We start from the raw sequence: 21,019 nt of genomic DNA on the forward strand, positions 1-21,019 counted from the left end.
CATAGGCTATGCTAACTGCCCGGAACGCGGGGTGGTTCAACCATCTGTCCCGGCAGTGAGAAGGTACGGGGGTGGACAGGCTGGATCTGCAGCATCGCCGTATTGCCCTGGACCATCCGGGGTTCTCCGGGGAGTTTTCGCTGCGGCGGCTTGACCCGACCCGCGACCTCGACGTGATGCATGCCTGGATGAACGATCCCGAGGTGGCCAGGTTTTGGCGGAAGCCTTGGCCCCGCGATCGGATCGGCTCATATCTGCGCCAGCAGGACGACAGCGCACACTCCACGCCATACCTGGGCGAACTCGACGGTGTCCCGATCAGCTACTGGGAGCTCTACCGCGCCGATCTTGATCCGCTGGCCGACTATTACGACGCGCGCGAGCACGATGCCGGCATTCATCTGCTGTTGGGGCCCGCTCAATGTCGCGGCCGTGGGCTCGCGGTGGATCTGCTGCGGGCCGTGTCCACCTGGTTGTTGGATGCGGATCCCCGCACGGAGCGAGTCGTCGGCGAGCCGGACGTCAACAACCCGCGGGTGATCCGGATATGCGAACATGCCGGGTTCCGCCGCGCCGCGGACATCGACCTGCCAGACAAGCGGGCTGCCCTGATGATCCGCGACCGCGAGCAGCAATAAGTGCGTTTGCGCCCCCGCCAACGACCCCGTTCCGGCCCGGGAGCTTATGTTAGCCTTCGCTAAGTTGCATGGCTCCAGGCCAGGCGGAACTAGGCGAGCGAGAGGTTGTGCCCATGCCACGCACCCTGGGCTGGATCAGGCAGTTCCATCGTGCGGATCCGGCCGAGAACCCGCCGCTGCTGGTGTTTCCGCATGCGGGATCCGGTGCGTCGGCCTACCGCGACTTCTCGAAAGCCCTCAGCACGAGGTTCACCGTCATCGTCTTTCAATACCCGGGGCGCCAGGACCGGGCAGGCGAGGCGTCATTGCTCTCCCTGCCTGCGATCGCCGCGGGTGCGTTCGACGAATTCTCCGGGTTGGAGCACCACCGCGGCGGCCCGATCATCACGTTCGGTCACAGCATGGGAGCGTTGGTCGCGTTCGAATTCGTGCGGCTAGCCGAGGCCGCCGGAATCACTGTGGGCCAACTCAACGTTTCCGCGGCGGTTGCGCCCTGTCACGCCGCGGCCAAGCCGTCCCATCCCAAGGAAGACGAGGACATCCTCAACCACCTGGCCACGCTGGAGGGCACCGACACCAGTGTGTTCGCCAACCGGGAGGTCATGAGATTGGCTCTGCCGGTCATCAAGGCCGACTACCAGGCCTTTGATGCCTACAACTGCGCCGACGACGTGAAAGTAGCCGCCCCGATCCAGGCAATGGGCGGCGAGCAGGATCCGTTCGTCACGCTGGGCGATCTCTACGGCTGGGGTAAGCACACCGAGCGCCTCAACGTCACGATGTTCGACGGCGGGCATTTCTATCTCGGTGATCACCTCGGCGCAGTCGCGGAGTTGTTGGCCCCGCCCGGGCAACGCGAGCAGACCGCGTGAACACCAGCGACCCGATCGTCATCTCCGGACTGGCCGTCGAGGCGCCCGGCGGAATCGACACCCCCGCCGCGCTCTGGTCGGCTGTGGCCGAATCCAGGGAGTTGATCACTCCATTCCCACGGGACCGCGGCTGGCCAATTGATGACCTGCTCTCGGTGTCCCGGCTGGACGGTTGGGGAAGCGTGTGCGATGCGGGCGGCTTCCTGGAGGATGCCGCGATGTTCGACGCGCCCTTCTTCGGCATCACCCACCGAGAGGCCCTGGTGATGCATCCCCAACAACGGGTTGCGATACGGCTGGCCTGGAAGGCGCTGGAGAACTCCGGCATCAACCCGGCAACGCTCGCCGGCGACGAGGGCGGCTGTTTCATCGGAATGTCGCCCATGGAGTACGGGCCGCGGGCGGCAGTCGCCGACGCGCATAGCGGTCATCGAATCGCCAGCTTGGGACAGTTGGGGGCAGCGGGCCGGATCTCGCACAGCCTTGGGCTGACCGGGCCGTCGATGTGCGTCGATTCGGCGTGCGCATCGTCGTTGACCGCGTTGCAGCTGGCCGCCAACGCGGTGGCGACCGACGAGTGCGAATGGGCACTTGCCGGCGGGGTTTGCGTCATGGGTTCTCCCGGCGCGTTTTTCGAGTTCGCCAGGCTCAATGCGCTTTCCGAGGATGGTCATTGCCGCGCGTACTCCGACGACGCCAGCGGCACTGTCTGGGGTGAAGGCGCGGGCATGGTGCTCGTTGAACGTGAGTCGCGGGCACGCCAACTGGGCCATGCGGTCTACGGGCGAATTCTGGCCATCCGCACCAACCACAACGGCAAAGGCAAGCCGATCCTCGTTCCCCGGGTGCGGGCCCAAGAACAGCTCATTCGAAAGACGCTCGGCGCGGCGGGAATCGATGCCGCCGACGTGGGCATGATCGAGGGTCACGGCACTGCGACCGTCGCCGGCGATCCGGTGGAATTGCTGGCCCTGTTCAAAACCTACGGTGCCGCGGGAAGCACGGCGCTGCTCGGCTCGATCAAATCGAATTCCGGTCACGCCCAAGCCGCGTCGGGAATACTGGGGCTGATCAAACTCTTGCTCGCCGGACAGCACGGCCACATCCCGCCCACGCTGTTCTCGGACAACCCGACCAAGAAGCTGGACTGGGATCTGGTGGGTCTGCAGCTGGCCACCAAACTACATCCGTGGGAGCCCAAAGATGGCGTCCGCTACGGTGTCGCATCATCATTCGGCGCCGGGGGTGCCAATGCGCACGCAATCATCGCTATGCCCGTAGGTGAGACCAGTGACCATTCCTAGCTACCGGCTTCCCGATGGCACCGTCCCCGTTCTGCTATCGGCGGGAAGTCGCAGCCTGGTGCACGACGAGGCCCGCGCGTTGCTTACCTATGCCACTGATCACCCCGGCGTGGCACCGGAAGCGATCAGCGAAATGCTTTTCCGGACAAGGGCTGCCCGCCCGCATCGCGCGCTGGCGATGGTCACCGACCGCGACCAGTTGCTCGGCGGCCTGCAGGCGATCATCGACGACCGCGAACATGCCGCAGTGGTGCGCACCGACGCGGCCGCGGCGGTTCGCCGGCTCGCCTATGTTTTCCCCGGCCAGGGTGGGCAACAAGCTGGAATGGGCCGTGTCTTCTACGAGTCGATTCCGGCCTATCGGGCCGAGGTAGATCGCTGCGCCGACGCTTTCGGCACCCTTCTGGACGAGTCGCCGCTGAGTTACCTTCTCGACGAACATCTTTCGGTCAACGACACCGCGAGCACCGTCCAGCCCGCGTTGTTCGCCCAGATGGCCGGGCTGGCCGCGGCGTGGCGCTCAGTCGGTGTCGGAGCGGCGGTCACGATCGGACACAGCCAAGGCGAGATCGCCGCCGCCTACGTATCCGGCGCGATAAGCCTGGCAGATGCCGTCCACGTCGTCGGGATCCGCGCACGTGCCGCCGACGAGTTCATGTCCGACGACTATGCGATGGCGGTTGTCGCCGCTGACCGCGACACCTGCGAGGACGAACTCGCGCGTTGCTCGGGGTGGGCCGAGCTGGCGGTGATCAATTCGCCCGGCATGACCGGAATCTCGGGTGAACGCGAGACGGTGCAGCGCATCGTGGACACGCTGACCGAGCGTGGCGTATTCGCGCGCGTCATTCGCGTCCGCTACCCAGCGCACACCAGCGCGATCAATGCGCTCGGTGACAAGGTACGTGCGGCCGCGGGCCGTCAACTGCAGAACCCGACGTTCCTCGACACGGACATCACTTGCCTTGGTGCCACGCTCGGCGGTCCGATCACCCGGGACCTGCCCGTCGACCAGTACTGGTTCTGGAATCTTCGCAACACCGTTCGATTCGACAAGGCCATCGCGGCTGCGCTACCGCTGGGCGTCGACACCTTTGTCGAGCTGGCCGCACATCCGACGCTGCAGTTGGCGATCGAAGAAAATCTCGCTGCCTCGACGAACGACCAGACCCTGGTGGTGGGCACGTCCAACCGGGCGGCCACCGACCTCAGCGATTTCACCCGCAACCTTGCGCGGTTGGCGGTCCATGACCTGCACTACCCGTGGGAGCGCCTGCGCACCGAGGCCGCCGGTCCGGCCCCGCTGCCGCTAGCCGATTTCCCCAACACTCGCATGGACGAGAAGCTGCTGTGGTTGCCCTACGACGGCGCCGAGTCCAAACCCGACAGCCGAACGCCGGCTGCAGGAGCGACCCCACGCCTTCTGGTCGAGAAGTGGATTCGATTGTCGCAGCGCGCACTGGTGCCGCCACGAGCAATCGGCATCGTCGATCGGACCGGAGCGTGCTCCGAGCTCGCCGCCGCGTTGTGCGCTGCGGCCGCAGACATCGGCGCTACCGCACACGTGCTCGACACCTCGACCCAAAGCGATGGGCCCGCAGCGGGTCTCGATACGTACGTCATCCTCGTTCCGCCGTCGCCGAAGCTGGATGACGGTGCGGCGGCAACCGAGGTTTCGGAATTCTTGGGTCACCGCACCTGGTGGCCGGGGCTAACTGACACACTCTCCGATTGCTGGCTGGTGACGACGGGCGGCGAGGCAGTCGTCGACGACGACGCGCCACCGGATCTGGTGCACGCGGCGGCCAGCGCCGGATTCCGCAGCATCGGCACCGAATATCCCAAGGTCAGATTCCGGCACCTCGATCTGCCGGCCGGACCGACGTCGTCGGAATCGGCGTCCGCAATCTTGTCGGCGCTGCACACCAAGGAAGAGTCGGAGCTCGCGCTGCGCACCAGTGGTCTGTACGCCAAACGGATCGTCGAGGCTTCCGTCGCCGACTCCGACACCAATGCGTATGAGCACGTGCTGATCGTCGGTGGGACCGGAAATCTCGGGTTGGAGTTCTGCGAACACTTCGCGCGCCGCGGTGCGCAGCGCATCACCCTGGTGAGCAGATCGGGTGAGACCACCGCGGTGGCGGATCGACTGCGGAAGATCCGGTCGGCCACCTCAACGCGGATCGATGCCGCCAGCTGCGACGTGGGCGACCCAGGTGCCGTCACACGGCTGGCCGACGAGTACGGCGACGCTCCTGCCGATCTGATCATTCACGCCGCAATGGCGTATTCGGATGTCGAGTTGACCGACATCACCCCCGAGAAGGTCGACAATGCGTTGCGCGCCAAGGTCGTCGGCGTCTGGCGGATACTGGATGCATTCCCACGCACCGATGGGTGCCGCGTCGTCTTGTGTTCCTCGGTGGCGGCGACCATCGGCGGTCGCGGTCAGATCGTCTACGCGGCGGCCAACCGGATGCTCGACGCGATGGCGCACCGGCTACGGGCCGAGGGCCTGGATTGCGTTTCGGTGCAGTGGGGTCAGTGGACGGTTGTCGATCTCGACCCCTCGGGGTGGGCGAAGGTGGCCGCGACCGGTGTCGTGCCGATGCGTCCCGCGGATGCGCTGGCGGTGGGAATGCCGTGGCGTGGCGGAAACGCCGTCGTCGCGGCATTCGATCTGGATCGCGCACGGCCGGTGCTGACGGCCTACGGATACGGTCCGTTGTTGTCCCAGTTGACTTGTCCGCCCGCTGCGGCCGCGGCTCCGGCCCGCGGCGAGGAGACGGATCTCGAGCAACGGCTGATGAGTCTGCTGGCCGGCGCCATCGGTGTCGACGCTGTCGATGCGATCGACACCACGGCCCCTATGGTCGCGATCGGCCTGGATTCATTGCAGGCGCTGGAGTTTCACCGTCGCGTCAAAACCGAGTTCAATCACGAGCTAGAGGTGGCGGACCTGCTCGGCGGGGCGTCCATCGCCGACATCCTGGTACGACTGGGCGGGTGATCCACAGGTATTCGAGTGTGTACTTAGGGCGGGCTGAACGCAAAAATCCCACCATGGATTCACACTCAATGGCGTGAGGCGCTAGCTGCGAAGGCCATCTTCACACGGATTGGTAGGCGGCGCTTGTCTTGATCGACGGGTCGGTGACGGCGAAGTCCGCGCCAAGGACCCGGTCGGACAGCAGCCCCAGGCAGCTCAAGTTCGGAAAGCCCGGGCCCTCGTTCAGCCCGGACAGGTTGGGCAGGAACAGCTTAGGGGCCGTTCCCTGAACCGCGAGGTCATGACCGATGGATTCTTCCAGTCGCTCGCTAGTCAGCGGACCGCCCAGCCATAGCTCCAGGCTGTCGCGGGCAGTCTGGCTCAGCAGCGACAGGAACCACAACGGATCCGCCCCGGATCCGTCGATGACCAAATCGAAGCCATGAAATGACTCGACCCGCTCATTACCACCACCGTCGGTATACATGGTGACCCAGATACGGCCGTCGCGGTCGGCGACGTCGGCGACTCGGCCGCGCAGATGTCTGATCCGTTCGTCGGCAAGCAGCGACTCCTGAACCCGCGCAGAGAAAACACCGCGGTCGGTGCGGGCGATGCAGTCGCGCCGTTCGGCGTGGGTGAGGCTGCGCCATTTGGTGGGATCGGAAAACAGCGAGTTCTCGAAATAGCCTTCGCCCCGGGTGAACAGCGTCGCTTGCGGCGAGATCGCGGTGACCGCTGAAATCCGGTGGTGGAAAAGCTCGTTGAGCATCGATGCAGCGGTTTCTCCCCCGCCGATGACTGCGACGTTCTGGGCGACGATCCGATCCTGGGATGCGGCGCGCTGCCAGAACTGCGCGATCGACAACACCCGCGGATCACCGGAGAGCATGGAGCGTTCCGATTGACCCGGTCCGGTGATCATCAGCGCGTCAGCGGACAACCGAGAATCGCGGGTGTGGAGCGCCCACTGCAGGCCGTCGATCGAGATCTTGACCAATTCGCCGCGAACGACGTTCAGCCCCGCCACGTCGGCGACCCAGCGCAGATAGTGGGCCCAGGTGTCATGAGTTGGCGCCGGCCGACCCCGATCGACCCAGCCGACGAATTGGTCGGTCGCAACCAGATAGGCGTGCCAACTCCACCGCATCAGCCGTTCATCGAGTTCGGCGTTGCGGCCGGGCAGCAGTTCCGAGCGGTACGGGAAACCGACGTCCTTCTCCGGGCTGGTGCCCAGCCGCTGCCGGCCGTCGGTCCAGCCGCCCCCGGCCCGCCAGTTGGCTGCCACCCCGGAGCGTTCGATAGCGATGATGTCGACCGTGTCGACGCCCATCTGGCGCAGCACCGCCGCCTTGGCCGCCAGCGCCACCGCCTTGGCGCCGGCCCCCACGATCGCAAGAGTCTGACTCATGTTCGGCCGGCCGTACGGAGGTCGGTGGTGCCGAGACCGAGAGCATCACCCACGACTACCCTCCGATTGATTAGCCCAGGCTGTCCTAACTTTCGGTACGCTACACGATGTTCGATGCCCAGCACACACCTGCCCGAAGGAGTTGCCGAGTGCCGGTCGCCTCTGCCGGCCCGCCCGAATCCGCGTTGGACGGATTCATTCCGTTCCCGCCGGATCGGGCGGCCCGTTATCGCGCCGCCGGCTTGTGGAGCGGGCACAGCCTCGATGCGATTCTGCGGCAGGCCGCGACGGCATGGCCACACCGCGTTGGCGTCATCGACGCGGTCAGCAGCCATACCTATGCCGAGTTGGACGAACTCGTCGACCGCGCCGCCGCCGCGTTTGCCCGGCGCGGCATCGCGCCGGCTGACCGAGTGCTGCTCGATTTGCCCAACTCGGGTCAGTTCGCCATCGCGCTGTTCGGTCTGCTGCGCGCCGGGGCGATCCCGGTGATGTGCCTGCCCGGGCATCGTTTGGCCGAGCTCAGTCACTTTGCCGAGGTGAGTGGGGCAGTCGGTTTGGTCATCGCCGAGACGGCGAATGGCTTCGACTACCGCCCACTGGCCGAGCAACTGGTCGCCGCACATCCAGCGCTGCGTCACGTCGTCGTCGACGGGGACCCCGGGCCCTTCAGCTCGTTTGCCGAGTTGCTTGCCGACGCACCCTCGGACAGGCTGCCGACGGCGGTCGTCGATACCACCCTTCCGGCGTTGTTGCTGGCGTCGGGGGGCACCACCGGACTGCCCAAACTGATTCCGCGCACCCACGACGACTACCGCTACAACGCGACGGCGAGCGCACAGCTGTGCCGGCTGACCGGTGACGATGTGTACCTGGTCGCGTTGCCGGCGGCGCACAACTTCCCGCTGGCCTGCCCCGGCCTGCTGGGCGCGATGAGCGTCGGCGCCACCACCGTGTTCACCGCCGACCCCAGCCCGGAAGCGGCTTTCGCCACCATCGCGCGCCACGGCGTCACGGTCACCGCGCTGGTACCGGCGCTGGCCACGCTGTGGGCCCAAGCCTGCGACTGGGAGCCGGTCACGCCGGACTCGTTGCGGCTGCTGCAGGTCGGCGGATCCAAGCTCGCCGCCGAGGATGCCCGCCGGATCCGCGCCACCTTGACGCCCGGCCTGCAGCAGGTGTTCGGGATGGCCGAAGGGTTGGTCAACTACACCCGCCTCGACGATCCGGTGGAGGTGGTGGACCACACCCAGGGCCGGCCGCTGTGCGATGCCGACGAGGTGCGGGTGGTCGATGAGGCGGGTGTCGATGTCGCCGATGGCGCCGAGGGTGAGCTGCTGGTGCGCGGGCCCTACACGCTCAACGGCTACTTTCGCGCCGACGCCGTCAACCAGCGGTCGTTCACGCTCGACGGGTTTTTCCGCACCGGCGACCGGGTTTGCCGCTCGGCCGACGGCTATCTCGAGGTGACCGGTCGGGTCAAAGATGTCATCCATCGCGCCGGCGAAACCGTCGCCGCTTCAGATTTGGAGGAGCACCTGCTGACCCATCCGGCGATCCGGGAGGCGGCCGCGGTGCCGCTACCCGATGAATTTCTCGGCGAAAAGATCTGCGCGGCGGTGATTTTCGACGATCAGCCGGTGACGCTGGCCGAGCTGAATCGCTACCTCGACGGACGCGGGGTGGCCACCCATACCCGGCTCGACACATTGGTGGCGATGACGTCGCTGCCGGTGACGCCCATCGGCAAAATCGACAAGAACGCCATCCGCGCGAGCGTGCGCGTCCCCGGCCGACACGCCGACTAGAAACCCGTTTCTACGCACGCTCGCGGCGAACGGGCGACACGCGCGCAGCAAACTTACGGCGACGTTGCCATTGACTAATGTCACCATTGGCTGTTGACTCAATGGTGTGATCGGCATTCCCCATCTGCCCGGATTGTCCAGCGCCGCCAAGACCAGCCGCAACGCGTCGGCGGTGGTCACCGGCGCCGGCAGTGGAATCGGTGCGGCCTTCGCCGTCGAACTCGCCAGTCGGGGCGGCGCGGTGGTGTGCAGCGACATCGACGAAGCCGCCGCCGCCCAAACGGTGGACGCGATCACCGCGGCGGGCGGTCATGCCACCGCGATCCGCTGCGATGTCTCTCAGATCGACGAGGTCGCCGACCTCGCGGCGCAGTCGGAGTCCTGGTTCGGTGCCGCGCCCACGCTGGTGATCAACAATGCCGGCGTCGGCGCCGGCGGGGCACCCATCGGCGAAGTCTCCCTAGATGATTGGCAGTGGACCCTGGGCATCAACCTGTGGGGCCCCATTCACGGTTGTCACGTGTTCGCGCCGATCCTGCGGGCGGCGGCACCGTCGAAAACGCCGCGGGGCATCATCAACGTTGCCTCGGCCGCAGCGTTCGGCGCCGCCCCCGGCATGGCCGCCTACAACGTGAGCAAGGCCGGCGTCCTCTCGCTGTCAGAGACCCTGGCCGCCGAATTGTCCGGCGCCGGCGTCAAAGTCACAGTGCTGTGCCCCACCTTCGTCAAAACCAACATCGTCGAGTCCGGCCGCATCAGCGCCCAGTCGACCGAACTGGCGGCCAAGCTGATGCGTTGGACCGGATTTTCGGCCACCAAAGTCGCACGCAGTTGTCTGGATGCCCACGATCGCGGCGAGCTCTACTGCATGCCGCAGCTGGACGCCAAGATCGGCTGGAACGTCAAACGTCTCGCCCCGGCGACCTACACCCGAACGGTCGGGCTGGTGTCGCGGGGCGGGCTGCACTGAAGATCGCAAAGGAGCGGCGCAGATGACTATCGACATGGAAATGATGTTGGCCAAGATCAAGGACCGGCAATGGGCACTGGCCGACATCGACTGGGACGCGCCCGGCGCCGATACCATCAGCGACGAGTTCCGGCCCAAGCTGAAAGCCTTCATGGCCGACCTGTGCTGGATCGAAAACATCGGTGCCCGCGGCTTTGCCGCGTTGGCCAAGAAAGCGCCCAACCCCACCATCGCCGAGATCTACCGCTACTTCCACGCCGAAGAGCAACGCCACGCCAACGCCGAACTGGCACTGATGAAGCGCTGGGGCATGCTCGAGGACAATGAGGTTCCCGAACCGAACGTGAACATCAGGCTGGCCATCGACTGGCTGGACCGCTGGGCCGACGACATGCCGCTGTCCCTGCTCGGCACCGTCATCCCGATGCTCGAAGTCGCCCTCGACGGCGCCCTGTTGAAGTTCCTCCTCGACGAGGTGCACGACCCGGTTTGTCACCAGGTGTTCGAGAAGATCAACAATGACGAATCACGCCATCTAGTCGTCGATTTCGAAGTTCTCGACATGATAGGGCACGCAAAGGTCCGACGGTTGCTGATCGACTTCGTCGGTCGCAATGCCACTCCGGGCCTCATCATCGGCGCACTCATGGGCGCGCCGCTGATCAACAGAATCCGCAACGAGATCACCGCGATGGGTATGGAGCCCGAGCGGCTTTATAAAGCCGTCAAACGATTCAAAGAGCTCGGCGACCGCTGTCCACACACTGGGCGAGTACCAACGTATCGATTCCTGCGGCGCTACGCCGGCGTGGTCACGAATCCGCGCCACCCCTACCACCTGCTGGCCAACTCGATGGTGTGGCTTTCCGACCGGTATCCCCGGCCCCTGCTGCCGTCGGTACCGAGCTGGGTGAGAGAAGTCACCCACGAGCCGGCGGCTTAACCGATGGTGCGCAACCACACCCACGCCGCGCTGATTGTGGGCGCCGGCTTCACCGGACTGGGCGCCGCGATCAAGCTTGCCGAAGCCGGCGTCGACGATTTCGTCATCCTGGAACGTAGCGACCGGGTGGGCGGAACCTGGCGCGACACGACCTACCCGGGCGCCAGCTGCGACATCCCGTCGCTGCTGTACTCGTTCTCGTTCGTCAAAAACCCGAGCTGGTCGCGCACATACTCTCCTGCCGACGAGATCCGCCGCCACATCGAGGACATGGCCACCCGGTTCGACATCCGTCGCCGCATCGAATTCGGCAGCGAAGTCAACGGATTGTCGTTCGACGACGACGCAGGGGTCTGGACCGCAACCACCGCAACTGGTAAGCGATTTCGCGCTCGCACGGTGGTGTTGGCGTCGGGACCGCTGCCGGACTCGAGCTTTCCCGACATCCGCGGCATCGACTCCTATCAGGGTCACAAGATCCACAGCGCCCGGTGGGATCAGGACTACGACTTCGCGGGCAAGCGCGTCGCCGTCGTCGGCACCGGGGCCAGCGCCATCCAAATCATTCCCGAACTAGTCAAGCACGCCGAGTTCGTCAAGGTATTCCAGCGCACACCAGGCTGGGTACTCCCCCGCCTGGACGTGGCCACCCCACCGGCGCTGCAGGCCATGTTTGCGAAAGTGCCTGCCGCCCAAGAGCTTGCTCGACAAGCACTGTTCTGGGGTCATGAGGCCAGCGCGACTGCGCTGGTGTGGAACACGCCGCTGACCTCACTGGTGGCGCAACTGGGGCGCGCACACCTTCGGATGGCCGTCAAAGACCCGTGGCTACGCCGGCAGCTGACGCCGAGTTTTGCGCCGGGCTGCAAACGCATGCTGGTCTCCAGCGACTACTATCCCGCCCTGCAGCGCGATAACTGCAAGCTCATCGACTGGCCGATCGCGACGCTGAGCCCTGTGGGGATCCGCACCAGTGACGGCATCGAACATCATCTGGACTGCATCGTGTTCGCCACCGGCTACGACGTGCACCTGACCGGCCCGCCGTTCCCGGTCACCGGGCTGGGCGGCCGGTCGCTGACCCAAGAGTGGGCCAACGGCGCGCAGGCCTACAAAAGCGCCAGCGCACACGGGTATCCGAACTTGTTCTTCATGACCGGACCCAACTCCGGGCCCGGCCATAACTCGCTGTTGGTGTATATCGAAGGCCAGCTGGACTACGCGGTGCGCGCCATCACCACCATCCTCGACAACGACTTGCGTTACCTCGACGTACGCGCAGACGTGCAGCGCCGCTACAACGAACGCATCCAGCAGCGCCTGACCAAGACGACCTGGATGTCGGGTTGCAACAGCTGGTATCTGACCAAAGACGGGTTCAACGCGTCGATGTATCCCGGATTCGCCACCCAGTATCTTCGACAGATGCGTGACTTCCGGTTCGCCGACTACCAGGCGGCCTGATCCGCCGATGGCTCCCGACCGAGCGGTACGACCAGAGACCGGCACCATCGCCGGAGTGCTGGCCAACCTGCGACGCGCACCGCAACGCGTTCGGCGTCAGTCACGTGAGGTCATCGACACTGCGGTGGCACAGCTATTCGACGCGGCTGCACGTCAGCCCCACAGTGTGTCCGGGGAATACCGCATCGACGACCTAGCGCGGCTGGCCGGCACCACCACCCGCAATATTCGGGTCTACCGCGATCGCGGCCTGCTGCCGCCGCCGTTGCGCGTCGGGCGCATCGCGCTGTTCAACGACACCCACCTGACCCGGCTGCGGTTGATCACGTCGATGCTCGACCGCGGCTACAACATTGCGCACGTGCGGGAAATGCTCAGCGCGTGGGAGGAAGGCAAGAACCTCGGCGACGTGCTGGGCTTAGAGACCGCGATCGTTGGCACCTGGACCACCGAAAAGTCCGAGACAATGCCGCTCGCCGACGCGCGTCGACGCATCGACGACCCGCTCGCCTTCGAGCGGCTGGTAGGCCTGGGTGTGATCCGCGTCGACGGCCCACGGGCCACGATCACCCGGCCCAAGCTGATCGACGCGTTCAACGAGATTCGCAGCTACGGCGTCAGTTTGGCCAAAATGATTGACCTGCACGAGCAGATCGTGCCGCTGATCGACCAGATCAGCGAGATGCTGGTACGCGCCGGCGCCGAGCACGTCGCCCACCGGCTCAAACCAGGCGAGGCGCTGCCAGCCGACACCGAAATCGCCGAGCTCATCACGATGTTGGTGCGGTTCCGCACCCAGGCCGTCGCCTCGGTCACCGCCACCCTGGCGTCATCGATCGAATCGACGATCGAATCACTGGTCAGCAAGATCCTTGCCGACTACATGGAGAACGCCTGACCCCATCTCCGCGAGCGTGCGCAAAAACGGGCGCTGCTACGGCGTGTCGGCCGGGGACACGCACGTTCGCGCAAAAGGGTTCGCGCAAAAGGGTTAGGGCCTCGCGACCAGATATGGCGCCAGCGTCGTCAGCTTCTCGCAGGTCTCCTCGAATTCGCGCTCGGGGTTCGATGCGCCGATGACGCCGGCTCCGGCACGCAGCCACGTTCGTCCGTCGTGTTCATAGACGGCCCGCAACGTCAGCGCAGCGTCCAACCCACCGTCACTGGAAAACTTCACCACCGCACCGGAATACAGAGTGCGCGGGCTTTCGTCGAGGCGCAGGATGGCATCGACACTGGCCGCTTTGGGAATGCCGGACGCGGTGACGGCGGGGAACAACGTCTCCAGCGCGTCCATCCGGTTTTTCGACGTGCACAGCCGTCCGCTGACCGTCGAGCCCAGGTGCTGCACGCTGCCGCGCTCGCGCACCGTCATGAAATCGGTGACTACGGCGCTGCCTGCTTCGGCGACCTCGGTGATCTCCAGCAGCGAGCTCCGGACCGACATGGCGTGCTCGACGATCTCTTTGGAGTTCGATTCGAGGTCATCACGGGCTTGGCGATCCCGCGCCTCCCCCCGCCCCAACGCCCGAGTGCCGGCCAGCGGCTCGGTGATCACGGCCCCGTCGCAGCGGACCGCCGCGACCAGTTCGGGGCTGTAACCCACCGCGCGAAAACCGCCCAGTTGCAACAGGAACGACCGCGCTGGTGTGTTGTGCCGACGGCCCAATCGATACGTCGCTGGGAAGTCGAGCCGGAACGGCACGTCGACACAGCGGGACAGGATCACTTTGTGATAGCCGCCGCTGTTGATTTCATCGATCGCCGCTCTCACTCGACCGCGGTAGCCGGTGTTATCAGTCGCCACGTCGAGAGCGGACGCGGACGGCGTGGCATCCAAACCATCACGCAACAACCCGTCGACCGCATCGCGGTGGCGTGCCCCGGCGTCGACCAGCCGAACCGTCTCGTCAGTGATCACGATTCGGGTGCGCGGCCAAAACACCCGCGCCAACGGCGTATTCGGGGCCAGCCGGTCCTGCAGCCCAAAACGGTAGGCACCGAATTCGAAGGCGACCCACCCGAACAGCTCGTCGGTTTCCAGCAACAATCGGTCAATCGCCTCGCCGAGGACAGGTCCCGGGCGCCCCGACCAGGATTCCCGTCGTGTGACGCCGTCCCGGGTGACGCGCAACTCATTGCAGTCCAGCTCGACCATCGCCAGCACCCCGGCGGCCAGCACCCATTGGCCGTCGTGCTCGTAGAGCAGATATTCCTCGCCGTCGCACTCGGGCAGCGCGGCAGCCAGCTCGGCTGCCAGGTCGGCGGGGGCGATGTCAGCGGGTAACCGAAATGACACTGACTCGGCGCCTACGGAGCTGGTCTGGACATCGGTCACGTAGTAAGACTAGCCTAACCTCAGAACGCGTGGGGAGGCTCCGCGCCAAAGTGCGGGGTCGGCCATTTAAGTAGGCCTGACTTTAATTGCCGTCGACTACCCCGCACCGGCTGTGATCACGGCCTGAACCAACGAATCGATCGCCGACGACGCCCTTGGGCGCTGCGCGCTTCGGGCCGTCGGACAGTTCCCGTGCTTGGCTGGTCATCGAACGTTTCCAGAACGTTCAATCCGTAGTCCCGCAATGGATCGCGGCTCGCTGCGGGCCATTCGTAGCATCACTTCGGCCCGACCGGTGACCAGATCCGCAGCCGACAACAACCGAACAGATTCGAGAGGGGCAAGCACCGTGTTCACAATCCGGCTTCTCGACGGTGAGGAAGTCCACGCCAACGACGGCGACAAGCTATCGATCAACCATGACACGGGCGTTCTCACTGTTTCTCGGGTTGACGGTTTCGAGGAAGTCACGACCCATTTCTCGCCCTCGGCATGGGGATCGGTGACTCACCGCGTCAAGGGCGCCGGGATGAAGAGGGTGTCGGCCTAACCCAGCAGGTTGCGCACCACGCCGTCGGCCAGGAGCCGGCCGCGATCTGTGAGCACCACCCGGTCGGCGCCCTCACGGGCCAGCAAACCGTCGGCGACGGCGATCGTGACACGTTCGCGCTCGGCGGCATCGAGTAGGTCGAGTGGCAGGCCCTCCCGCAGCCGGATGCGCAGCATCACGTCCTCGGTGTGCAATGCGTCGGCTGGCAGTACCTCGAAATCGGCCACCGGCAGCGACGCGTCAGCGAGCCGCTGCGCATAGGTGTTGGGGTGTTTGACATTCCACCATCGCGTTGCGCCGACGAAGCTGTGCGCTCCGGGCCCGGCGCCCCACCACTGGCCGCCGTTCCAGTAGCCGAGGTTATGACGGCACTGCCCGCCGGGCCGGCTCCAGTTGGACACCTCGTACCAGCCTAAGCCGGCGGCGCGCAGCGTCGCATCCACCAGTTCGTAGCGATGCGCCAGCACATCGTCGTCGGGAGCGGCCAGCTCGCCACTCCGCACCCGGCGGGCCAATGCGGTGCCCTCCTCGACCGTCAGCGCGTACGCCGACACGTGGTCGGCGCCGGTCTGCAGCACCGCATCGACTGAGCGTTGCAGGTCGTCGTCGGATTCCCCGGGCGTGCCATAGATCAGGTCGAGGCTGACGTGCTCGAAACCGGCGGTCAACGCCTCGCCGGCCGCGGCCGCCGCCCGCCCCGGGGAGTGCACCCGGTCGAGAGTGGCCAGCACCCGCGGCGCCACCGATTGCATGCCCAGCGACACCCGGGTGTAGCCGGTTGCGCGCAGCGCCGCGAACAGCTCCGGCGACGTCGACTCCGGGTTGGCTTCGGTGGTGACCTCGGCATCCGGCGCCAGCGGGAAATGCTCGCGGACCATGTCGAGGACTGCGCACAGCCGCGCACTGCCCAGCAGCGACGGCGTCCCGCCCCCGACGAACACGGTGTCGGCCGATGGCGCGCCGAGTTTGGCGGCTGCCAAATCGAGCTCCGAAGCCAGCACCTGCAGCCAGGCGTCGGGGTTGACCCCGCCCAACTCGGCCGGGGTGTAGGTGTTGAAGTCGCAGTACCCGCAGCGGGTCAGGCAGAACGGCACGTGAACGTACACGCCGAACGGTGCGCCAGGAGTCAGCTGCACGTCGGGCAGAGATGTCGTCACGACACCCCATTATCCCATGGCGAGCCGAGCGCAAACGATGTCGAGCTGTTACCCGTTGAGTTTGTCGAACATGTAGGTCAACAAGTGATTCAGCGAACCCACCGGCGCTGGCTTACTAGCACCACCAGGAGACGCGCATGACGGCCACGCTTTAGGCCCCTGGGTCGCCATGATCCGCTGCCCCACCTGGATCTGCTGGGCACGTGAGGCGTATTGCGGTGAACCAACGCCGCCGTTGTCCTCCCAGGTCGCCTTGCTGATCTGCAGGCCGCCGTAAAAACCGTTACCGGTATCGGCCGCCCAGTTACCGCCGGATTCACACTGCGCAAGCGCGTCCCAGTTGACGGCGTCGGCGGACGCGATGCTGCTGATCGGATTAATCGACGCCGCCACGATCGCGACGACTGCCAACCCGCACCCACGCTTCATCGCAACTGCACCTTGCTGGCCAACCACTGGCCGTCGACTTTGTCCATGGTCATGTTGACGAGGCTGAAGTCGGTCCCCCCGTCAGGATCATCGGTGTTGGTCACCAGTTGCTCAACGAACAGCAGAACCTCGACCTGGTCGGTGCTGGCCGACTTGACCACCGATTCGACGACGCGACCTTGCGTTGCGGCCTGGTGGTCGAGCAACACCGTGCGCAGTGTTCCGTTCGATTTGTCGTAGCGTTGCTTGAACTCGCCGGTTGCGCCATCACGTAGCGTCGCGATGTTGCGATCCATCGCCTGACTGTCGAAATTGGTCAGCGCGACGGCGTATTTCACCGCCGCAGCAACTGCCTGCTGGCTGGCTACCTCCGTCTGATGTCGCTCGTATTGGAGCCAACCCACATAACCGCCCGCTCCGGCCAGGACGGCCACCAGCGCTGCGACAGCAAGCCAGCGGCTATACGCGCGCGGCGACGTCGGCGCGGCCTTGTGGCCTTCGTCACGAACGCCGGCTTGCGAAGCCGGATCTCCTGAAGATTCCATCTGTCACCTGACCATGACGGGTTGTCCGCCGGGTTCGTCGGCGGGTCATTTCGGAGATATTTTCACCTGCGAAAACTTCCGTTCAGGCGAGCGACACGGCTTTTTCCAGGAGATGTTGGGGAATTCGTGCTGCGAGTTCCAAGGTTGGCCGCCTAGTTTTGCTCACCGTGATCAAAACTTCGACCTGCTCGAACGGCCTGTGCGGTCTATGGCACAATGGCCGGGTGACCGCCGCCCACCGCAGCCAGCTCCGTATTGCCCTGGTGGCGCGCCGGCATATCGATCTCAAGCGTGTCTGCAGCTGTCGCTGTCTGCCTTGATGTCGTAGACCCGCCCACCCTGTCCTTGCAGCTGGCCGCGGATCTGCGCCGCCGGACAGCCAACCGGTGATGTGCGCGTTCCCAGCCGGCCCCTCCGCGAAGGAGATCGCCGAATGACGACCCCCCGCCCCGCCAAAGGTCGCACCGAAGGCCAGTGGGCGCTCGGCGAGCGTGAACCGCTCAACCCCAACGAGCAGCTCAAGCTCGACGACGCCCCCCTCAACGTGCGGGACCGTATCGAAAACATCTACGCCAAGCGTGGTTTCGACAGCATCGACAAGACCGATCTGCGTGGCCGATTCCGTTGGCTGGGCCTCTACACCCAACGCGAACAGGGCTACGACGGCACCTGGACCGGCGACGAGAACGCCGACCTGCTCGAGGCCAGCTACTTCATGATGCGGGTGCGCTGCGACGGCAAGCCGCTGTCGGCCGCCGCGATGCGCACGCTGGGCCAGATTTCGACTGAATTCGCCAGGGATACCGCCGATATCTCCGACCGGCAGAACCTGCAATGCCACTGGATCGAGATCGAGAACGTTCCCGAGATCTGGCGACGACTCGACGCCGTCGGCCTGCAGACCACCGAAGCATGCGGTGACTGTCCGCGCGGCATGCTCGGTTCGCCGCTGGCCGGGGAATCGCTCGACGAGGTGCTCGACGCCTCCCCTGCTCTGGACGAGATAGTGCGGCGCTACATCGGCAAGCCGGAGTACGCGAATCTGCCGCGCAAGTACAAGACCGCGGTCTCGGGCCTGCAGGACGTCGCGCATGAGATCAACGACATCTCCTTCATCGGCGTCAACCATCCCGAGCACGGTCCGGGTCTGGATCTGTGGGTCGGCGGCGGATTGTCCACCAACCCGATGCTGGCCAAGCGGGTCGGTGTCTGGGTGCCACTGCACGAGGTGGCCGACGTGTGGGAGGCCGTCACGTGCGTGTTCCGCGATTACGGCTACCGGCGGCTGCGCTCCAAGGCCCGGCTGAAGTTCCTCATCAAAGATTGGGGCGTTGAAAAGTTTCGTGAGGTTCTCGAACAGGAATACCTGGGCCGCAAGCTGATCGACGGCCCGGCCCCCGAACCGGTCAAGCACCCGATCGACCACGTCGGCATACAGCGAACGAAGAACGGCCGCAACGCCGTCGGAGTGGCCCCGATCGCCGGACGGGTCTCCGGGACCATCTTGACCGCGGTGGCCGACCTGATGGAGCGCGTCGGATCTGATCGGGCGCGCTTCACGCCCTATCAGAAGCTGATCATCCTCGACGTGCCCGACGAGCGGCTCGACGAGATGGTCGCCGGGCTGGACGCATTGGGCCTCCAATCGCAGCCGTCGCACTGGCGGCGAAACCTGATGGCGTGCAGCGGGATCGAATTCTGCAAGCTCTCGTTCGCCGAGACCCGTGGTCGCTCGCAGGTTTTGGTGCCCGAGCTGGAGCGCCAGTTGGAGGACATCAACGCCCGGCTCGATGTGCCGATCACGATCAACATCAACGGCTGCCCGAACTCGTGTGCGCGCATCCAGGTCGCGGACATCGGGTTCAAGGGCCAAATGGTCGACGACGGCCACGGCGGCTCGGTCGAAGGCTTCCAAGTCCACCTCGGCGGCAGCCTCGGGCTGGACAGCGGTTTCGGCCGCAAGCTGCGTCAGCACAAAGTCACCAGCAGCGAGCTGAGCGATTACATCGACCGGGTGGTACGCAACTTCGTCAAACAACGCGACGACGGCGAGCGGTTCGCCACCTGGGCGGCGCGCGCCGACGAGGCGGATCTGCGATGAGCGGTGCGACGGAGGCGGAGCTTCGGGACCTTGCCGCCCGCGGCGCGACGGAACTGGCCGGCGCCAACGCCTCCGACCTGCTGCGCTGGACCGACGAGAACTTCGGCGGCGTCAACGGCCCGCGGGGTGCAGCGACCTGTAACTACGTCGTGGCGTCCAACATGCAGGACGCGGTGCTGGTGGACCTGGCGGCCAAGGTGCGGCCCGGCGTTCCGGTGCTGTTCCTCGACACCGGCTATCACTTCGTCGAAACCATCGGCACCCGTGACGCGGTCGAGGCGGTCTACGACATTCGGGTGCTCAACGTCACGCCTGAGCACACGGTGGCCGAGCAGGACGCGCTGTTGGGTAAGGACCTGTTCGCCCGCGAGCCCAACGAATGCTGCCGGCTGCGCAAAGTGGAGCCGCTGTCCAAAGCGCTGCGCGGCTACTCCGCCTGGGTCACCGGGCTGCGCCGGGTCGAGGCGCCCACCCGGGCCAACGCCCCGCTGATCAGTTTCGACGAAGCGTTCAAGCTGGTGAAGATCAACCCGCTGGCGGCGTGGTCGGATCAGGACATGGACGACTACATCGCCGAAAACGATGTGCTGGTCAATCCGCTTGTCTACGAAGGCTATCCGTCGATCGGCTGCGCCCCCTGCACGGCCAAACCGGCTGAGGGCGCCGACCCGCGCAGCGGACGCTGGCAAGGGATAAGCAAGGTCGAATGCGGGTTGCACGCCTCATGACGCTGGGTTCATTTGGTGCCGACCCACTGCACTCGGCTCCGCCGAGTTTGCGCTCGCCGCTGGTGCTTACCGCGCACGGCAGCGCGGATCCACGGTCGGCGGCCAATGCGCAGGCCGTCGCCGGTCAGCTACGACGCCTGCGCCCGGGTCTGGATGTGCGGGTTGGCTTCTGCGAGCAGAACTCGCCGATGCTGGCCGACGTGGTCACGCCCGGTTCGGTGGTGACACCGTTTTTGCTGGCCGACGCCTACCACGCTCGCATCGACATTCCTCGACAGATCGTCGGGCACCGCGGAGTGCGACAGGCGGAGGTGCTCGGCGAGGACGAGCGGCTGATTGCCGTACTGCGCAAAAGACTGCGCGAACTGGCTGTTTCCGGGCTCGACCGCGATCTCGGTGTGCTGGTGGTGGCGATCGGCTCGAGCGATGCCGCGGCGAACGCGCGCACCGCGACGGTGGCCGTCAGGCTGGCGGCCGGCACCCGCTGGGCCGGTGCGACGACGGCGTTTGCGACCGCGGCCGGCTCGCTGGCCGAGGCCGCAGCCCGGTTGCGGGGCGCCGGCGCCCGGCGGCTGGTGATCGCGCCCTGGTTCCTGGCGCCGGGACGGCTGACCGATCGAGTGGCTGACTTTGCGCACGATCGCGGTATTGCCATGGCGGCCCCGCTGGGCGCGCATCCGCTGGTGGCTCAGACGGTGCTGGACCGCTTCGATGCGGCGCTGACCGAGCAGGCGGCGGCCTGACCATCTCTGGCGCGAGCGTGCGCAGACCC

Annotated in this window: 19 protein-coding genes; 14 read left to right on the forward strand and 5 right to left on the reverse strand. The window is 65.8% G+C overall.

Annotation, left to right across the window (positions count from 1 at the left end):
- Positions 1–71: 71 nt before the first annotated feature.
- From AC5Y49_RS03200 to nbtC, 4 genes are all read left to right on the forward strand, one after another.
- A complete protein-coding gene (locus AC5Y49_RS03200) occupies positions 72–638 on the forward strand; it encodes a GNAT family N-acetyltransferase (RefSeq protein WP_499884326.1) in 567 nt (188 codons plus the stop codon).
- Positions 639–751: 113 nt separating this feature from the next.
- Positions 752–1,510 carry a thioesterase II family protein gene (locus AC5Y49_RS03205; protein WP_499884327.1) on the forward strand — a complete coding sequence of 253 codons (759 nt, stop codon included), beginning with the start codon at positions 752–754 and terminating at the stop codon, positions 1,508–1,510.
- The gene (locus AC5Y49_RS03210) at positions 1,507–2,814 is read left to right on the forward strand and encodes a beta-ketoacyl [acyl carrier protein] synthase domain-containing protein (RefSeq protein WP_499884328.1); all 1,308 of its coding nucleotides are present in this window, start codon (positions 1,507–1,509) and stop codon (positions 2,812–2,814) included. Before AC5Y49_RS03205 ends, AC5Y49_RS03210 begins: the two co-directional genes overlap by 4 nt.
- On the forward strand, positions 2,801–5,824 hold the full coding sequence (gene nbtC, locus AC5Y49_RS03215) for a nocobactin polyketide synthase NbtC (protein ID WP_499884329.1): 3,024 nt from the start codon (positions 2,801–2,803) through the stop codon (positions 5,822–5,824). Before AC5Y49_RS03210 ends, nbtC begins: the two co-directional genes overlap by 14 nt.
- A 100-nt stretch (positions 5,825–5,924) precedes the next feature.
- On the opposite strand, the gene mbtG is transcribed toward nbtC, so the two are convergent.
- Positions 5,925–7,214: an NADPH-dependent L-lysine N(6)-monooxygenase MbtG gene (gene mbtG, locus AC5Y49_RS03220; RefSeq protein ID WP_499884330.1), complete on the reverse strand. Its 1,290-nt coding sequence runs from the start codon at positions 7,212–7,214 to the stop codon at positions 5,925–5,927.
- Positions 7,215–7,363: 149 nt separating this feature from the next.
- Between mbtG and AC5Y49_RS03225 the strand changes: the two genes are divergently transcribed.
- From AC5Y49_RS03225 to AC5Y49_RS03245, 5 genes are all read left to right on the forward strand, one after another.
- Positions 7,364–9,022, forward strand: a complete 1,659-nt coding sequence (locus AC5Y49_RS03225; protein ID WP_499884331.1) for a (2,3-dihydroxybenzoyl)adenylate synthase — start codon at positions 7,364–7,366, stop codon at positions 9,020–9,022.
- 115 nt (positions 9,023–9,137) lie between these two features.
- Positions 9,138–9,992, forward strand: coding sequence for an SDR family NAD(P)-dependent oxidoreductase (locus AC5Y49_RS03230; protein ID WP_499884637.1), 855 nt, complete (start codon positions 9,138–9,140; stop codon positions 9,990–9,992).
- Positions 9,993–10,014: 22 nt separating this feature from the next.
- On the forward strand, positions 10,015–10,935 hold the full coding sequence (locus AC5Y49_RS03235; RefSeq protein WP_499884332.1) for a ferritin-like domain-containing protein: 921 nt from the start codon (positions 10,015–10,017) through the stop codon (positions 10,933–10,935).
- Between the two features lie 3 nt (positions 10,936–10,938).
- On the forward strand, positions 10,939–12,399 hold the full coding sequence (locus AC5Y49_RS03240; RefSeq protein ID WP_499884333.1) for a flavin-containing monooxygenase: 1,461 nt from the start codon (positions 10,939–10,941) through the stop codon (positions 12,397–12,399).
- A gap of 7 nt (positions 12,400–12,406) precedes the next feature.
- The gene (locus AC5Y49_RS03245; protein WP_499884334.1) at positions 12,407–13,297 is read left to right on the forward strand and encodes a MerR family transcriptional regulator; all 891 of its coding nucleotides are present in this window, start codon (positions 12,407–12,409) and stop codon (positions 13,295–13,297) included.
- A gap of 93 nt (positions 13,298–13,390) precedes the next feature.
- On the opposite strand, the gene AC5Y49_RS03250 is transcribed toward AC5Y49_RS03245, so the two are convergent.
- Positions 13,391–14,737, reverse strand: coding sequence for a salicylate synthase (locus AC5Y49_RS03250; RefSeq protein WP_499884335.1), 1,347 nt, complete (start codon positions 14,735–14,737; stop codon positions 13,391–13,393).
- A 349-nt stretch (positions 14,738–15,086) separates the two neighbouring features.
- Here AC5Y49_RS03250 and AC5Y49_RS03255 point away from each other — a divergent pair, with 349 nt between their 5' ends.
- Positions 15,087–15,287 carry a hypothetical protein gene (locus AC5Y49_RS03255; RefSeq protein ID WP_065015554.1) on the forward strand — a complete coding sequence of 67 codons (201 nt, stop codon included), beginning with the start codon at positions 15,087–15,089 and terminating at the stop codon, positions 15,285–15,287.
- Here AC5Y49_RS03255 and hemW read toward each other — a convergent pair.
- The 3 genes from hemW to AC5Y49_RS03270 are packed head-to-tail and all read right to left on the reverse strand — an operon-like array spanning position 15,284 to position 17,418.
- On the reverse strand, positions 15,284–16,444 hold the full coding sequence (gene hemW, locus AC5Y49_RS03260; protein WP_499884336.1) for a radical SAM family heme chaperone HemW: 1,161 nt from the start codon (positions 16,442–16,444) through the stop codon (positions 15,284–15,286). The genes AC5Y49_RS03255 and hemW overlap by 4 nt on opposite strands.
- 48 nt (positions 16,445–16,492) lie before the next feature.
- Positions 16,493–16,873, reverse strand: a complete 381-nt coding sequence (locus AC5Y49_RS03265) for a transglycosylase family protein (RefSeq protein WP_499884337.1) — start codon at positions 16,871–16,873, stop codon at positions 16,493–16,495.
- On the reverse strand, positions 16,870–17,418 hold the full coding sequence (locus AC5Y49_RS03270) for an Rv1363c family protein (protein WP_499884338.1): 549 nt from the start codon (positions 17,416–17,418) through the stop codon (positions 16,870–16,872). The genes AC5Y49_RS03265 and AC5Y49_RS03270 overlap by 4 nt, the downstream gene beginning before the upstream one ends.
- A 263-nt stretch (positions 17,419–17,681) precedes the next feature.
- Here AC5Y49_RS03270 and AC5Y49_RS03275 point away from each other — a divergent pair, with 263 nt between their 5' ends.
- From AC5Y49_RS03275 to AC5Y49_RS03290, 4 genes are all read left to right on the forward strand, one after another.
- Positions 17,682–17,738, forward strand: a complete 57-nt coding sequence (locus tag AC5Y49_RS03275; RefSeq protein WP_370485981.1) for a hypothetical protein — start codon at positions 17,682–17,684, stop codon at positions 17,736–17,738.
- 113 nt (positions 17,739–17,851) lie between these two features.
- Entirely contained in the window at positions 17,852–19,519 is a 1,668-nt protein-coding gene (locus AC5Y49_RS03280; RefSeq protein ID WP_499884339.1) for a nitrite/sulfite reductase, read from the forward strand.
- A complete protein-coding gene (locus AC5Y49_RS03285) occupies positions 19,516–20,247 on the forward strand; it encodes a phosphoadenylyl-sulfate reductase (RefSeq protein WP_499884340.1) in 732 nt (243 codons plus the stop codon). The genes AC5Y49_RS03280 and AC5Y49_RS03285 overlap by 4 nt, the downstream gene beginning before the upstream one ends.
- Positions 20,244–20,990: a sirohydrochlorin chelatase gene (locus AC5Y49_RS03290; protein WP_499884638.1), complete on the forward strand. Its 747-nt coding sequence runs from the start codon at positions 20,244–20,246 to the stop codon at positions 20,988–20,990. Before AC5Y49_RS03285 ends, AC5Y49_RS03290 begins: the two co-directional genes overlap by 4 nt.
- Positions 20,991–21,019: the final 29 nt, after the last annotated feature.

It is taken from the genome of Mycobacterium sp. NGS62 (assembly GCF_059812285.1).

Excerpts from the sequence above, each read along its gene's own strand:
- AC5Y49_RS03205 (WP_499884327.1), top strand. The coding sequence starts at position 752 with ATGCCACGCACCCTGGGCTGGATCAGGCAGTTCCATCGTGCGGATCCG.
- mbtG (WP_499884330.1), bottom strand. The coding sequence starts at position 7,214 with ATGAGTCAGACTCTTGCGATCGTGGGGGCCGGCGCCAAGGCGGTGGCG.
- AC5Y49_RS03235 (WP_499884332.1), top strand. The coding sequence starts at position 10,015 with ATGACTATCGACATGGAAATGATGTTGGCCAAGATCAAGGACCGGCAA.
- AC5Y49_RS03240 (WP_499884333.1), top strand. The coding sequence starts at position 10,939 with ATGGTGCGCAACCACACCCACGCCGCGCTGATTGTGGGCGCCGGCTTC.
- AC5Y49_RS03245 (WP_499884334.1), top strand. The coding sequence starts at position 12,407 with ATGGCTCCCGACCGAGCGGTACGACCAGAGACCGGCACCATCGCCGGA.
- AC5Y49_RS03265 (WP_499884337.1), bottom strand. The coding sequence starts at position 16,873 with ATGAAGCGTGGGTGCGGGTTGGCAGTCGTCGCGATCGTGGCGGCGTCG.
- AC5Y49_RS03270 (WP_499884338.1), bottom strand. The coding sequence starts at position 17,418 with ATGGAATCTTCAGGAGATCCGGCTTCGCAAGCCGGCGTTCGTGACGAA.
- AC5Y49_RS03280 (WP_499884339.1), top strand. The coding sequence starts at position 17,852 with ATGACGACCCCCCGCCCCGCCAAAGGTCGCACCGAAGGCCAGTGGGCG.
- AC5Y49_RS03285 (WP_499884340.1), top strand. The coding sequence starts at position 19,516 with ATGAGCGGTGCGACGGAGGCGGAGCTTCGGGACCTTGCCGCCCGCGGC.
- AC5Y49_RS03290 (WP_499884638.1), top strand. The coding sequence starts at position 20,244 with ATGACGCTGGGTTCATTTGGTGCCGACCCACTGCACTCGGCTCCGCCG.